This window comes from Nucisporomicrobium flavum (assembly GCF_016464385.1).
In the GTDB taxonomy this organism is placed as follows: Bacteria; Actinomycetota; Actinomycetes; order Mycobacteriales; family Micromonosporaceae; genus Actinoplanes; species Actinoplanes flavus_A.
In genome coordinates this window covers 81,477-95,430 of sequence record NZ_JADMLH010000024.1, presented here as the reverse complement: position 1 = coordinate 95,430, position 13,954 = coordinate 81,477, and the positions used below count along the sequence as shown (strand labels likewise).

17 protein-coding genes are annotated in these 13,954 nt (G+C 72.5%); 2 read left to right on the top strand and 15 right to left on the bottom strand.

The features are described 5' to 3' along the window. Nucleotides 1-195: 195 nt before the first annotated feature. The 15 genes from IT780_RS36790 to eno all read right to left on the bottom strand — a co-directional run bounded on the left by IT780_RS36790 (nt 196) and on the right by eno (nt 12,364). Entirely contained in the window at nt 196-1,545 is a 1,350-nt protein-coding gene (locus IT780_RS36790) for an NAD(P)/FAD-dependent oxidoreductase (protein WP_199516480.1), read from the bottom strand. Nucleotides 1,546-1,671: 126 nt separating this feature from the next. Then, on the bottom strand, nt 1,672-2,235 hold the full coding sequence (locus IT780_RS36785) for a hypothetical protein (protein WP_199516479.1): 564 nt from the start codon (nt 2,233-2,235) through the stop codon (nt 1,672-1,674). A gap of 1 nt (nt 2,236) precedes the next feature. Continuing rightward, nucleotides 2,237-3,580 carry a DUF58 domain-containing protein gene (locus IT780_RS36780; protein WP_233414122.1) on the bottom strand — a complete coding sequence of 448 codons (1,344 nt, stop codon included), beginning with the start codon at nt 3,578-3,580 and terminating at the stop codon, nt 2,237-2,239. A gap of 20 nt (nt 3,581-3,600) precedes the next feature. Then, complete coding sequence (locus IT780_RS36775) at nt 3,601-4,611, bottom strand: AAA family ATPase (RefSeq protein WP_199516478.1); 1,011 nt, start codon at nt 4,609-4,611, stop codon at nt 3,601-3,603. A gap of 13 nt (nt 4,612-4,624) precedes the next feature. Next, complete coding sequence (locus tag IT780_RS36770) at nt 4,625-5,221, bottom strand: hypothetical protein (protein ID WP_199516477.1); 597 nt, start codon at nt 5,219-5,221, stop codon at nt 4,625-4,627. Next, a complete protein-coding gene (locus IT780_RS36765; RefSeq protein WP_199516476.1) occupies nt 5,218-5,922 on the bottom strand; it encodes a DUF4129 domain-containing protein in 705 nt (234 codons plus the stop codon). The genes IT780_RS36770 and IT780_RS36765 overlap by 4 nt, the downstream gene beginning before the upstream one ends. 48 nt (nt 5,923-5,970) lie before the next feature. After that, complete coding sequence (locus IT780_RS36760) at nt 5,971-6,708, bottom strand: uracil-DNA glycosylase (protein WP_275980024.1); 738 nt, start codon at nt 6,706-6,708, stop codon at nt 5,971-5,973. A gap of 23 nt (nt 6,709-6,731) precedes the next feature. Further along, nucleotides 6,732-7,067: an LppU/SCO3897 family protein gene (locus IT780_RS36755; RefSeq protein ID WP_199516475.1), complete on the bottom strand. Its 336-nt coding sequence runs from the start codon at nt 7,065-7,067 to the stop codon at nt 6,732-6,734. Between the two features lie 7 nt (nt 7,068-7,074). Then, a complete protein-coding gene (locus IT780_RS36750) occupies nt 7,075-8,025 on the bottom strand; it encodes an HAAS signaling domain-containing protein (protein WP_199516474.1) in 951 nt (316 codons plus the stop codon). Continuing rightward, a complete protein-coding gene (locus IT780_RS36745; RefSeq protein WP_199516473.1) occupies nt 8,022-8,351 on the bottom strand; it encodes a PadR family transcriptional regulator in 330 nt (109 codons plus the stop codon). Before IT780_RS36745 ends, IT780_RS36750 begins: the two co-directional genes overlap by 4 nt. Nucleotides 8,352-8,419: 68 nt before the next feature. Further along, the gene (locus IT780_RS36740; RefSeq protein ID WP_199516472.1) at nt 8,420-9,325 is read right to left on the bottom strand and encodes a Ppx/GppA phosphatase family protein; all 906 of its coding nucleotides are present in this window, start codon (nt 9,323-9,325) and stop codon (nt 8,420-8,422) included. Between the two features lie 10 nt (nt 9,326-9,335). Beyond that, a complete protein-coding gene (locus tag IT780_RS36735) occupies nt 9,336-9,833 on the bottom strand; it encodes an amino-acid N-acetyltransferase (RefSeq protein ID WP_372443889.1) in 498 nt (165 codons plus the stop codon). 11 nt (nt 9,834-9,844) lie between these two features. Then, nucleotides 9,845-10,348, bottom strand: a complete 504-nt coding sequence (locus IT780_RS36730) for a DUF501 domain-containing protein (protein ID WP_199516470.1) — start codon at nt 10,346-10,348, stop codon at nt 9,845-9,847. After that, a complete protein-coding gene (locus IT780_RS36725) occupies nt 10,349-10,972 on the bottom strand; it encodes an FtsB family cell division protein (protein WP_199516469.1) in 624 nt (207 codons plus the stop codon). It lies immediately after the preceding gene. 108 nt (nt 10,973-11,080) lie between these two features. Continuing rightward, the gene (eno, locus tag IT780_RS36720; RefSeq protein ID WP_199516468.1) at nt 11,081-12,364 is read right to left on the bottom strand and encodes a phosphopyruvate hydratase; all 1,284 of its coding nucleotides are present in this window, start codon (nt 12,362-12,364) and stop codon (nt 11,081-11,083) included. A 169-nt stretch (nt 12,365-12,533) separates the two neighbouring features. Between eno and IT780_RS36715 the strand changes: the two genes are divergently transcribed. Then, entirely contained in the window at nt 12,534-13,151 is a 618-nt protein-coding gene (locus IT780_RS36715; RefSeq protein ID WP_199516467.1) for a hypothetical protein, read from the top strand. A 101-nt stretch (nt 13,152-13,252) separates the two neighbouring features. Beyond that, nucleotides 13,253-13,948 (top strand): hypothetical protein, encoded by a 696-nt coding sequence (locus tag IT780_RS36710; protein WP_199516466.1) that lies wholly within the window; start codon nt 13,253-13,255, stop codon nt 13,946-13,948. Nucleotides 13,949-13,954 lie beyond the last annotated feature (6 nt).

Here is a 13,954-nt window from a genome sequence, read left to right as displayed (position 1 = left end):
GGCACGACGCCGGATCGGCCGGAATCGGAAGGATCACGCTCCGGGAGACGCAAGCGCAGGGATCGGTCGGCCGGGCGGAACCGGGCACGGACCGGACGGCCACGATCGCGAACCGGGCACGGACGGCCGGTCGGGACCGCGGGGTAGGGGCCGGATCCCGCCCGGCACATGGCCGGGCGGGATCGGGGCGGGTCGTCAGCGGCGGCCGGCGGCTACCGGTTCGCGGTTGTCGGTCAGCGGCGGGGTCACGTCGGTGAACTCCTCGCGGGGCTCGTGCAGCTGGCCCAGCGAGATCACCTCGCGCTTGAGTACGAACGCCAGCGTCCAGTCGGCGAGGACGCGGACCTTGCGGTTGAACGACGGGATGCGGCTCATGTGGTACGTGCGGTGCATGAGCCAGGCCGGGAAGCCCTTGAGCTTCACGCCGTAGATCTTCGCCACGCCCTTGTAGAGGCCGAGGCTGGCGACGCTGCCGGCGTACTTGTGCTTGTAGTTCTTGGGGGTGCCGCCGTAGACGACCTGGCGGATGTTGTCGGCGAGGACCGCGGCCTGGCGGACGGCGTGCTGGGCGCTCGGCGAGCACCAGGCGCCCGGGTTGGTCAGGTCGGGTACCTGGGCGCAGTCGCCGGCCGACCAGGCGCCGTCCAGGACCCGGTCGCCGTCGACGACCTGGAGGGTCGGCAGGCAGGTGATGTGCCCGCGGGGGCCGCGCGGCAGGTCGGTGTGGTCGAGCATCGGCGACGGTTTGACGCCGGCGGTCCAGACGATCGTCTCGCTGCGGAACACCTCGCCGTCGGAGAGGTGGACCTCGCCGTCGACGCAGGATTCCATGCGGGTCTCGAGGCGGATGTCGATGCCGCGCTTCTGCAGCTGGCGGGCGGCGTACGCGCCCATCTCCGGGCCGACCTCGGGCAGGATGCGGTTGGACGCCTCGACGAGGATGAAGCGGACCTCGTCCTTGTCGAGCTCCGGGTAGTACTTGAGGCCGTCGCGGACCACGTCCTCCATCTCGGCGAGCGCCTCGACGCCCGCGTAGCCGCCGCCGACGAAGACGAACCGCAGCGACGCCTTGCGCACCTCGGGGTCGGGCGTGGCCGCGGCGACGTCCAGCCGGTCGAGGATGTGGTTGCGCAGGTAGATGGCCTCGCCGATGGTCTTGAAGCCGATGCCGCGCTCGCGCAGGCCGGGGATCGGCAGGGTGCGGGAGACCGAGCCCGGCGCCACGATGATGTGGTCGTACGCGATCTCCTTGACCGGCCCCTCGATCGGCTGCACGGTCACCGTCCGCCGGGCGTGCTCGATGCGGGTGACCTCGCCGGAGACGATGTGGCACCGCTTCAGCTCACGACGCAGCGGCACGACCGAGTGGCGCGGCGAGATGTTGCCGGCCGCGGCCTCCGGGAGGAACGGCTGGTAGGTCATGTGCGGCTGCGGGTCGATGACGATCACTTCCGCGCGCCGCGGGTTGAGCTTCTTCGACAGGCGCAGAGCTGCGTAGAGCCCGACGTGTCCTGCCCCGACGACCACGATGCGTTGCGGTTTCACATGTTCATTGTCCCGCCGGGACCGGTCCCGTGCCCGGTTCTGTGACCAAGGACAACCCCGGAAGTCAAGAGTCGTAACGCCCGTATTTCGGTTTCATTTCGCTGGGAACGTGCTGCGCGGGGGCGGTCACGGACGGCGCAGGAGCCGGCCCAGCAGCAGGGCCAGCCCCACCGCGGCTGCCAGGCCGACCAGAGTCGCCAGGACGAACGCGCCGCCGGCGAGCTCGGCGGTCAGCCCCAGCGCCAGCACGGTCAGCACCGCGGAGATCAGGATCGTCAGACCCGCCCGGGTCAGCCAGCCGGTGAGCACGTCGGCGTTCACCATCGAGTCGTACGGCAGCACCGCCGCCAGCGCCGCGAGGGTGTGCCCCGCGTACGTGAGCGTGGCGATGGCCAGCACCCGCCAGAGCGCCGTACGGGCGTCGTACCAGGTGGTGTCGATGATCCAGCCCGCGACCACGGCGACGATCGCCACCGTGGGGCCCCGGCCGCGCGGCGCGAACGCCGGGTAGACGGCGACCGGGGCGAACAGCACCAGGTAGCGGCTGACCACCAGCGTCACCGGCCAGGCGACCGTCATCGCGGCGAAGAAGGCCAGCCCGATGCCGCAGCGCACCACGAGCGGCAGGACCGTCGCCCGGGTGACGACCGTACGGGTGCGGGCCAGGCGGTTGGCGATGCCGTCGAACATGTCAGCGCCCCCGGGGCGCGGATGCCAGCCGGGCCACGTCGCGCAGCACGAGGTCGAGGCTGCCCGCCCCGGCCCAGGTCACCACGGGTACGCCGTGCTCGCGCAGCCGGCCCAGCACGTTCTCCCGTTCCATCCGCCACAGCCGGGTGGCCAGCGGCGTCCACTGGCTGCGCTGCGGCGGCGCGGCGCCCTCCGGCAGCGTGTCGACGGCCACCGTGTAGCGGCCGGACTGCACCAGCCCGGCCAGCATGTCCGCCGCCCGGGGATCCACCAGCGGGGTCAGCACCACGACGAGGGCGTCCGACGAGACGTTGTGGGCGCCGAAGACGTGCTCGTACGGCTCGCTGTCCGTGGTGTCCGCGCGGACGTCGAGCAGCCACTCCAGCACCGTCAGGTACTGCCGGCGGCCGGTTGCGGGGCGCAGGCGGCGGGCGGAGGAGCCGTACTCGGCCAGCGAGACCCGGTCGCCGCGCTGGAGGTAGTGCTCGGCGATCGCGGCGGCCGCCCGTACGGTCGTGTCGAGCACGGACGCCTTGCCCTTCACGCCGCCGGACGCCCCCGCCTCACCCAGCACGTCGAGGAGCAGCAGCACCTCGGCGTCGCGGTCGGACAGCGTCGACGCCACGTGCAGGTCGCGTGTGCGCAGGGACACCCGCCAGTCGATGCGACGCAGCCGGTCGCCCGGCGCGAACGGGCGTACCCCGGCGAGCTCGCCGCCCTCGCCCGGCCGCCGCGACCGGTGGTTGCCGACCAGGCCGGCCGCCGCGGGCATCGCCTCGGTGGCCGCGAACGGCTCCGTCTCCGGGTAGACCCGCACGCCCCGGGCCGGGACGACGACCGGACGGCAGGCCAGCAGGCCGCCGCACGCGGCCACCCGCGCGGCAGCCGGGCCCACGGCGTGCCGGCCCCAGCGCAGCGCCCGGCCGGGCAGCTCGACCGCCGTCCAGCCGTCCGGCGCGACCGAGATGGCGAACGGGCGGTCGGCATCCTCCAGGTCCAGCCACGGCGAGGTACGGGTCCGCAGCACCACCAGGTCGTACGCGATGACGTCCGGGTTGGCGACGGTCACGCCGGCGGTGACCTCACCGCCCTCGACGATGTGCTCCTCGTCGGCGTCGATCCGCAGCTCCGGAGCGGAGCGCGGCATCCGGCGCAGCCCGATGGCCGCCCCGATCGCGAACGGCGCGGCCAGCAGCACGAGGTCGACCCGGCCCAGCGCGACGCCGAGCACCAGCAGCAGGCCGGTGAGCAGCACCGTCCGGCCCAGGGCACGGGTCGGCACCCAGGCCGGGGGCGCCCAGCCCTCGTCGGCCGCCGCCCCGGCCGGGGGCACCGCGGCCCGCAGCGGCGGCGGGTCGATGAGTGTCACTGCTCGGCGTACCCGCCCGCGTACGTCGGCAGTGCCCCGCTGGCCGGCGCCGGCACGTTCTGCAGCACCTCCTGCACCACGAACGACGGGTCGACGCGGCGCAACCACATCTCCGGACGCAGCGTGATCCGGTGCGCAAGCGCGGGCACGGCGACGTCCTTGACGTCCTCCGGCACCACGTAGTCGCGGCCCACCATCGCCGCTCGGGCCCGGGCGAGCAGGAGCAGGGCCAGCGAGCCGCGCGGCGACGAGCCGACCAGCGCCGAGGCGTGCTCCCGGGTCGCCGAGGTGAGCGCGACGATGTACCGGCCGATGGAGTCCTCGACGGCGACCGACTCCAGCGCGCCCTGCATCGCCTGCAGCGTGCGGGCGTTCACGACCGGCGCGAGCTGCGCCTCCTCCTGGCGGCGGGACATGCGGCGGCGCAGGACGTCCCACTCCTCGTCCTGGGTCGGGTAGCCGAACGAGACCCGCAGCATGAAGCGGTCCAGCTGCGCCTCGGGCAGCGGGTACGTGCCCTCGTACTCGATCGGGTTGGCGGTGGCGAGCACGTGGAACGGCGGGTCCAGGCGGTACGTGACGCCCTCGACCGACACCTGCTTCTCCTGCATCGCCTCCAGCAGCGCCGCCTGGGTCTTCGGCGGCGTCCGGTTGATCTCGTCGGCGAGCAGCATGTTCGTGAACACCGGGCCGGCCCGGAAGGCGAAGTCGCCCTTGCGCTGGTCGTACAGGAAGGAACCGGTCACGTCCGCGGGCAGCAGGTCCGGGGTGAACTGCAGGCGGCGGAAGTCGAGCCCGAGCGCCTGCGCGAAGCAGCGGGCGGTCAGGGTCTTGCCCAGCCCCGGCAGGTCCTCCAGCAGCACGTGGCCGCCGGCCAGGATGCCGGCCAGGACCAGCTCGAGGGCGTCCCGCTTGCCCACCACCACGCTGCCGACCGAGTCGAGGACCGCGCCGGCCAGCCGGCCCACCTCGTAGGGCGGCAGGGCCTCCACGCTCGCGTCCGTCACCGATCCACCCTTCTCAGATCTTCTCCAGTGCGTCGACGACCGCCGACATCTCCCGGGCCTTCGGCGGCCGCCGTCCCGGGTCGTGCAGCACCTGCCACAGCGGCTCGCCCAGCAGCTCGCGGGCCCGCCGGGGATCCGAGGCCTGGGTGACCCCGTGCCGCAGCCGCAGGCGCTCGTCGGCCAACTCGGTGAGCGCGGGCAGCACGATACGCGAGAAGCGCTCGGCGTCGTCGTGCGACCAGTCCAGTTGCTGCTCCCACCGGCGTACGGCGATGCGCAGCGTGTCGTTGCCGGCCCAGCGGTAGTCGGCGCTCTCCTCACCCCTGCGGCTGCGGGCCCGCGGGGGCGGTGGCGGGGCCACTTCGGACACCGCCAGCATGAGCAGCCGCAACGCGGCGAACGCGGCCACGATGAGCAGCACCGACACCTTGATGCCCTGGGAGCGCAGGACCGCCACGGTCACGGCGGTCGCGACGGCGACGAGCAGCGCGTTGCGCAGCACCCAGCCGACCCGGGAGCGCGGCTTCGCGGGGGCTTCCGGCGCCTCCTCGGCCGGGCGCTCGGCCCCGCCGGCGAACAGGTCCTCGAGACCACCGTCGTCCCGGGTCATAGGGCCACCCCCGCCCCGAGGTCGGCGCGCAACTGTTCCAGCGCGGTGCGGGCCTGGTGGCGCATCTGGTTGTCGACCGTGTGGGTCGCGTACCGGGCCTGGCGGTAGACGTCGGCGAACGGGGTCAGCACGGCCGCCTCGACCCGCTGCTCGGCGAGGAGGCGGGCGACCAGGTCGGTGGGGCTGTCGCCGGCGTGCCGGGGCGTGCCGGCCGCCGCCGCGGCCTGCTCGAGGCGTACCCAGCAGGCGATGACGGCGCGGCGAGGGTCGCGGTCGGTGTCGGACAGCTCCTGCAGGCCGGCGTCGAGCGCGGCGACGAGGTCCTCGGCCGTACGGGCGTCCGAACGCGGCACGGCCCCGCGGGCGCCCCGCCGCACGCGACGCCGGCTCCGGTCACGGACGACGGCCCAGGCGACCAGCAGGATCACCGCCAGCCCGGCGACCACGATGACGATCCAGGCCGCGGTACCCAGCCAGTCGGGCAGCCCGCGGGCCGCCTCGACCGGCTCGTGGGTCGCCGTCTGCGCCGCCTCAGGCGTCGGCGGCAGCAGCGGCGCTGCGGTCTCGGCGGCCGCCCCGTCGGCGTCCGGGTTGAACCGCTCCAGCTGCGGCGCCGACCGGGTGGCCGCCAGCGAGGTGACGAAGAGCAGCGCGAGGACGGCGGCGAGCGGCCACCAGCGACGCAGTGCGGCGAGATCCAATGCGCAGGCCCTGATCCGTGTGCGGGAGGAAAGTCGGCAGGACACGAATCATGCCAGGCCCGCCAGCCGTTTCGCACTGTCGAAGACGTCGTCCAGCATGGCCGGGGTGAGCCGGCCGGTGAACGTGTTCTGCTGCGACACGTGATAGCAGCCCAGCAGGTCCGGCGCGCCCGGCACGGACACCCGGGCGCCGTGCCCGAACGCGGGCCTGGGCACCGGCGGCTTCACGCCGTACACGGAGGTCAGGGCCGGCCACCACGCCGCCCAGGCGAAGCCACCCAGGGCGATCACCACCCGCAGCGTGGGTTTGATCAATGTCAGCTCGCGCCGCATCCAGGGTGCGCAGGTGTCGCGCTCGACCGGGAGCGGTTTGTTGTCCGGCGGCGCGCAGCGGACGGCGGCGAAGATGCGGGTGTGCAGCAGCTCCAGACCGTCGTCGGCGGAGACACTGGTCGGCTGGTTCGCCAGGCCGGCACGGTGCATCGCGGCGATGAGCACGTCGCCGGAGCGGTCGCCGGTGAAGATCCGGCCGGTCCGGTTGCCGCCGTGCGCGGCCGGCGCGAGGCCGAGGATGGCGATCGGCGCGTCGGCCGGGCCGAACCCCGGGATGGGCCGCCCCCAGTACGTCCAGTCCCGGAAGGCGGCACGCTTCGTGGCCGCGACCTCCTCACGCCATGTGACCAGGCGCGGGCAGGCGAAACAATCCGCGACGCCGGCGTCCAGCACGGTGAGGTCCGGCGCGGCGGCCGCGTGGGCGGCGACGTCTTCAGGGGTACGGCTGAGCACCGGTCAAGTATCCCGGGGCGGGCTCAGCGCCGCCGGGCGAGGCAGAGCAGGTAGCCGTCGCCGGCCGTGCTGCTGTAGACGAAGTACTCCTCGTTGGCCTGGAAGTACGTCTCACAGGCGGTGGTGCGCGGGTCGCTCTGGCCGTCGAGCCGGCCGACCACCGTGTACGCGGCGTACGCGGAGCCGCACCCGACCACCTTGGCGTCGGCCTCGGCGTCCTCGCCGACCCGCACGGTGACCGGGGCGGCGAGGCAGTCGCCGACCGCCGCGTCCGCCGCCTCGTCCCCGCCGCGGAACACGGTCAGGACCAGCACACCCAGCAGCGCCGCCAGAAGAGCGACGCCGAGGAGTTTGTTCACACGGGTCTCAACGACCCTTGGCGCTCGGCGTCGTCGTCGGCTCCACGCTCGCCGACGCCTTCGGAGCGGCGCCGGGCATGCGGAACGGAGCCTTCTCCGGACAGTACGGGTAGACGCCCGCGTCCGATTCCTCGAGCAGGTTGCCGTACTCGTCGTAGCAGTACGCGCTGCCGAGGTGGATCGGCTCGCCGTTCTGGTCGAAGAGGCGCGCGTTGTCTATCAGGCGTCCCTGCTCGTCGTAGACGAACACGTCCTCCACACCGCTGTACGGGTTGTCGTAGTTGACGTCCGAGTAGTACGAGTCCCGGGTGCTGCTGTCGGCCTCCACGAACCCGGTCAGCGCCACCATGACCAGCACGAAGGACCCCAGGTACAGGGCGAGACGCGGCCACCACCGCAGCCGCAGCGACCGGCGGCCCAGCCAGATCGAGCCGAGGACCGCGGCGCCGAGGAGCAGCAGCGCCACCACGTCGCTCCCGCCGATGCGCGGCAGCAGGCCGATCGGCTGCCCGGTGCCGTCCAGCATCACGGCCACCACCATGGCCGCCAGGTAGCCGCGCACCACCCACCAGGCGGGGCGCAGCAGCACGAAGAAGTCCCGGGCGCGCGGGTAGCCCAGAAGCTTTCCGAGGCGCTCGTCCACCACCCGCAGCAGGGGGTAGACGTGCTCGCGCAGCTGCGGGACGAACTGCTCGCGCAGCTCCGCGAAGGGGTTGGCAGACCGCGGCGGGTCGGGGAAGCCACCCACGAACGGCGCCGTGCCGCGCAGCTCCGCGGCGTACGCCTCAGGGCTGCCGAGCCGGTCGATGAGCGACCCCTCGCCGTCGGCCATGACCTCGGTCAAGTGCTCGGTCAGGTCCTCGAGCAGCTCGTCGCGCTGCGCCTCGGGCAGGTCCCCGAGGGCCGCGCGGACCGCGAACACGTACGCGATGATCTCGTCCTGAGCCGTGGAATTCACGCCGTCTCCCGCTCGCGAAGCAGATCGTCCATCGTTGATGCGAACCCGTGCCAGATCTTGCCCGACCGCTGCAACTCGTCCCGCCCGGCGGCGTTCAGCGAGTAGTACTTGCGGTGCGGCCCCTCCACGCTGGGCACCACGTACGTGGTGAGCAGGCCGGCGTTGAACAGCCGGCGCAGCGTGCCGTAGACCGAGGCGTCGCCCACCTCGCCGAGGCCGGCGGTGCGCAGGCGGCGCAGGATGTCGTAACCGTAGCCGTCCTCGTCGCGGAGGGCGGCGAGGACAGCCAGATCCAGCACTCCCTTGAGGAGCTGGGTCGTATCCACGGGGAGCACAGTAGTGCGCGATGCGAAGTAGTGTCCAATCGATGGATCGTCCGCATGTCGCCCGCAGGTCAGGCCAGGGAGAAGGCGATCCCGTCCAGGATGTCGTGCTCGCTGGCGACCACCGACAGCTTCCCGGACCGCTCCATGATCACCCGCAGGATGAGTGCCCCCGCGCCGATCACGTCGGCCCGGCCCGGATGCATCACCGGCAGGTCCCGGCGGTCCGCCACGGTCGAGCCGAGCAGGTCGGCCGTCACCTTCGCCACGTCGTCGTACGGGATGCGGGCGTGATGGATGCGGGCCGCGTCGTACTCCGGGAGGCGCAACGCCAGCGCCGCGACCGTCGTCACCGAGCCCGCGAGTCCCACCAGCGTCATCGCGCCATGGCCCGAGACCTTGCGCAGCGCCGCGTCGACCGTCCTCGTGATGTCCGCCTCCGCGGCCGCCACCTCCGCCGGGGCGGGCGGGTCGCCGTGCAGATGGCGCTCGGTCATGCGGACGCAGCCGATGTCCACCGAGACGGCGTGCTCCACCCGCTCGAAACCGACCACGAACTCGGTGGAGCCGCCGCCGATGTCGACCACCAGGTACGGCGGCTCCGCGTTCAGGCCGTTCACGGCGCCGGCGAAGGACAGCCGGGCCTCCTCCTCGCCGGAGATGACCTCCGGCTCGACGCCCAGCACCGCCCGGACCATCGACCGGAAGTCCTCCGCGTTGGAGGCGTCCCGGGACGCAGACGTGGCGCACATGCGGACCCGGTCGACGCCCAGCTCGGCGATCTCCGCGGCGTACCCCAGCAGCGCCGTACGGGTGCGCTCGATCGCCTCCGGCGCCAGCCGTCCGGTCCGGTCCACGCCCTCGCCCAGCCGGACGATCTCCATCCGCCGCGAGACGTCGGTCAGCGCCCCGCCGGCCACGTCGGCGATCAGCAGTCGGATCGAGTTGGTGCCACAGTCGATCGCGGCGACTTGCACGCCGGGCCTCCTAAAGGTGGAGCAACATCCTCGTGTTGCCGAGCGTATTCGGCTTCACCCGCTCCAGGTCGAGGAACTCCGCGACACCCTCGTCGTACGAGCGCAGCAGCTGCTCGTACACGGCGTGCGGCACCGGCGCGCCGTCGATCTCCGCGAAGCCGAACGACGCGAAGAAACGGGTCTCGAAGGTCAGGCAGAAGACCCGGGCCACGCCGAGCTCCCGGGCCGCGTCCAGCAGCTCGGTGACGAGACGGTGGCCGATCTTCTGCCCCCGGTACGCGGGATCGACGGCGACCGTGCGGATCTCCGCCAGGTCCTCCCACATGACGTGCAGCGCGCCGCAGCCGACGACCCGGTCCTGGCCGGCGTCCACGGCCACCCAGAACTCCTGGACGCTCTCGTACAGGGTGACGGTGGCCTTGCTGAGCAGGCGCCGGTCCGCGGTGTACGTGTCCACGAGCGCGCGGATGGCCTTGATGTCGGACGTGCGGGCCCGGCGGATCTCGATCGGCACGGCCGTCACGCTTCTTCGGTGGGCCGCACGCAGGGGCCGTCGGCCCACCACGGCTCGACGGCCGCCCGGACCTCGTCGCCGAACGGGTTCACGCCCGGCCCGGCGGCCAGCGCGTGCCCGAGGTGCACGTGCAGGCACTTGACCCGGTCGGGCATGCCGCCGGCGGAGACCTTCTCGATCTCCGGTACGTGCCGCACGGCCTCGCGGCGGGCCAGATAATCCTCGTGGGCGGCGCGGTAACGCTGCGCCAGCTCCGGGTCGGTGGAGAGCCGTTCCTGCATGTCCCGCATGACGCCGGCGGACTCGAGGCGGCTGCACGCAGCCGTCGCCCGCGGGCAGGTCAGGTAGAACATCGTCGGGAACGGGGTGCCGTCGTCCAGGCGGGGCTCGGTCTCCACCACGTCCGGGTTGCCGCAGGGGCAGCGGTGCGCGACGGCGCGGGTGCCGCGGGGGCGGCGGCCGAGTTGCTCGGCGACGATCTCGAGATCGGTCTCGGAAGGAGTCGTCATCTACTTTCGGGATTCTGCATTGGCTGCTGCGACGCTTCCCCACAGTGTGTCGTACCACCGGTCGGGGGCGCCCACCACGGGCCGGCCCGCGTCCCGGGCGGCACCCGCCGGGTCGTTCAGGACCAGCAGCGGGACCTCACCCGGGCGGACGTAGAAGAGCCGGTCACGGGCCTGGATGCGGACGTACTCGGGGTCCTTCCACTTCTCCACCTCCTCCTCGAGCCCCCGGATGTCGTCCTGCTGCTTGGCCTGGTCGGCCTGCATCTGGGCGATCTGGGACTCCTGGGCGAGGTAGACCCGCACCGGATAGGTGTACGCGAGGGCCAGCGCGACCAGCACGACGATCAGGACGGTGGCGCGACCGGTGAAGGCCTTCGGGCGGGTGGCGACCGTACGCTTCGTGGTCCCCGACGCGGCCGCCCGGCGCGCGGCGGCGGGCCTGCTGCCGGACCGGTTGAGGCTGCCGGTGGTGCGGGTCCCGACCGTACGGCGTGGCTCGATGCGGGTGGCGCCGGTGTCGCGGGTGCGCGCGGGCCGGGCGCCGTTGCGGACCCCCGGACGCCCCGCATGACCGGTGGAGCGGCGCGACGGCCCCTGCCCACTCGGTGTGCGGCGCTGCGTCATCCCTGCCCTCCCCCGGCACTCGCCAAGACCATGGAGTTGCGGCACCTGCTCTGCGGACACTATGCCCACAGGACGCGGAGCCACAACTCCATGATCCGTGACCGGGCGTTACGCGGTGCGGTAACGCGGGAACGCGCCCGCCCCGGCGTACCGGGCGGCGCTGCCGAGCTCTTCCTCGATGCGCAGCAGCTGGTTGTACTTCGCGACGCGGTCCGAGCGGGCCGGCGCGCCGGTCTTGATCTGGCCGCTGCCGACGGCCACGGCCAGGTCGGCGATCGTGACGTCCTCGGTCTCGCCGGAACGGTGGCTCATCATCGTCCTGAAGCCGGCCCGGTGCGCCATGTCGACGGCGTCCAGGGTCTCGGTGAGCGAACCGATCTGGTTGACCTTGACGAGCACGGCGTTGGCGGCGCTCTCCGCGATGCCCCGGCCGATACGGGTCGGGTTGGTGACGAACAGGTCGTCGCCGACGATCTGGAGCTTCGAGCCCAGCTGCGCGGTCATCGCCGACCAGCCGGCCCAGTCCTCCTCCGACAGCGGGTCCTCGATCGAGACGATCGGGTACGTCTCCGCCAGCTTGGCGTAGTAGTTGATCATCTCTTCGGTCGACTTGGGCGAGCCCTCGAAGACGTACGCGCCGTCCTTGTGGAACTCGGTCGCCGCGACGTCCATCGCCAGCACGATGTCGGTGCCCAGCGTGAAGCCGGCGGCCTGCACGGCCTCGGCGATCAGGTCCAGCGCGGAGGCGTTCGACGGCAGGCTCGGCGCGAAGCCGCCCTCGTCGCCGAGGCCGGTCGACAGGCCCTTCTTCTTCAGGACGGACTTGAGCGCGTGGTAGACCTCCGCGCCGGTCCGCAGCGCCTCGCGGAACGAGGGAGCGCCGATCGGGGCGATCATGAACTCCTGCACGTCGACGTTCGAGTCGGCGTGGGCGCCACCGTTGAGGATGTTCATCATCGGCACCGGCAGCAGGTGCGCGTTGGGGCCGCCGAGGTAGCGGTACAGCGGGAGCTCAGCGCTCTGCGCCGCGGCCTTCGCCACCGCCAGGGACACGCCCAGGATGGCGTTGGCGCCCAGCTCGGACTTCTCCGAGGTGCCGTCGATGTCGAGCATCTTCTCGTCGATCAGGCGCTGCTCGCTGGCCTCGTACCCGAGCAGCTCGTCGGCGATCTTGTCCTCGACGTTGCTGACCGCCTTCTCGACACCCTTGCCGAGGTAGCGGCCCTTGTCGCCGTCGCGCAGCTCGAGCGCCTCGAACGCGCCGGTGGACGCGCCGGACGGGACCGCGGCGCGGCCGATGGTGCCGTCGTCCAGACCGACCTCGACCTCGACGGTCGGGTTGCCCCGCGAGTCGAGGATCTCCCGGGCGACGATCGCTTCAATGGTGGCCATGTGTCGTGTCGCTCCTCATATTCGTACGGATGAAACTCGGACCGCGACCCTGCGGCCGACCACGACCCTGAGGGTATCGAGCCGGGGTTCCCCGCGTGGCGGCGGCCGGTGAACTTCCGGCGGCACTTGCCTCAAGCCGGTACGCGCTCTGCCGATTTCCGGGGTTGCCATGACTACCACCGCGCACCTCCCCGATGCCGGCTCGTACGTCGAGATGACCGCCTCCGACGAGCAGGCCGCCCGCGTCCGCGTCGTCCACGCCGAGGGCGCGGGCCTGACCCTGTCGGCGCCGCAGGCCGCCGTGCCCCCGGTGGGCACGCCGGTCACGCTGCGCTGGTCCGCCGCCCCCCGCGGCAGGTACGCGCTCCCCTGCGCCGTCGTCGGCATCGCCGAGAACCGGGTGGAGTTGCAAGCCTCGGGTACGGCCGAGATCGAGCAGCAGCGCCTCTTCGTCCGGGGCGGCGGCGGCGAACGCATCATCATGCGCCGGCCCGGCTGGGAGGACGCCCACGGCTGGATCCGCGACATCAGCGAACACAGCATGCGCGCCCACTTCGAGGGCACGAACGTGGTCGCGGGCGAGGAACTGCAGCTGTGGATCCAGCTGGGCAGCGAGATCGTCGACATCTCGGCGGTGGCGGCCCGGGTCGCGATGCTGCCCCAGCAGGTGCCGCCGGGGCCGATGTCGGTGGAGATCGTCGCGATCTTCGCCACGGACGAGAGCCAGGCCCGCGTCATCCGGCGGTACGTGATGCGCCAGCAGCTGCTGAGCCGCACTCGCGCTTGAACGCTGCGCTGCGCTTGCTCGGGAACGCTCGTGCGGCTGCGGAGAGCGACGGGGTGAATACCGGTTTGCGCGCGCTTGCGCACATCGGCAAAGGTGGGCTCGTGCCCTCCACCCGTCTCCGTCTCACGACGGCCGCTCTGCTCGCGCTCGCCGCCACGGCAGGCTGCTCGGACCTCGACGACCCGGCGGCGCAGGGGCTCAGCCGCAACGACCTGGTCGCCGACCTCGCCGCCCAGCTCTCCAACGCGACGGCCCTCACGTACGAGGCGACGTACCAGCTCCCCGGCGGCAAGACGGCCACCATCGCCCAGGCGCAGAAGCCGCTCCGGTCCGCCTACGTGTACCCGGGCGGCAAACTGATGGTGACAGCGGACGCCACCACGGAATGCCGCACCACCACCAAGCCGGCAACCTGCACGATGACCGCCCCGGCCACCCCGACCAGCCCACCCCCGCCCACGGTGTTCCGCGGCGCCGACGCCAGCGGCATGATCACCCCGGCCACGCTGCTGACGCTGCTGAACAAGGCGGTCCTCGACCCGGACGTCCAGGTCGACCAGCACGACACGACGATCGCCGGCCGCCATGCCACCTGCGTGGAACTGATGGGCGTCGACGGCGCGGCGGCCCGCGACTTCCGCACCTGCGTCACCAATGAGGGCGTGCTGGGCAGCTTCAGCGGAACGCTGAACCGGACCACCATCGACGTGGCGATGACCCACTACGCGGACCAGGTCGCGGAAGAGACCTTCAAGACGCCCCCGGCCGCCAAACTGATCGACCGCCGCGGCACCTGAAGCCAC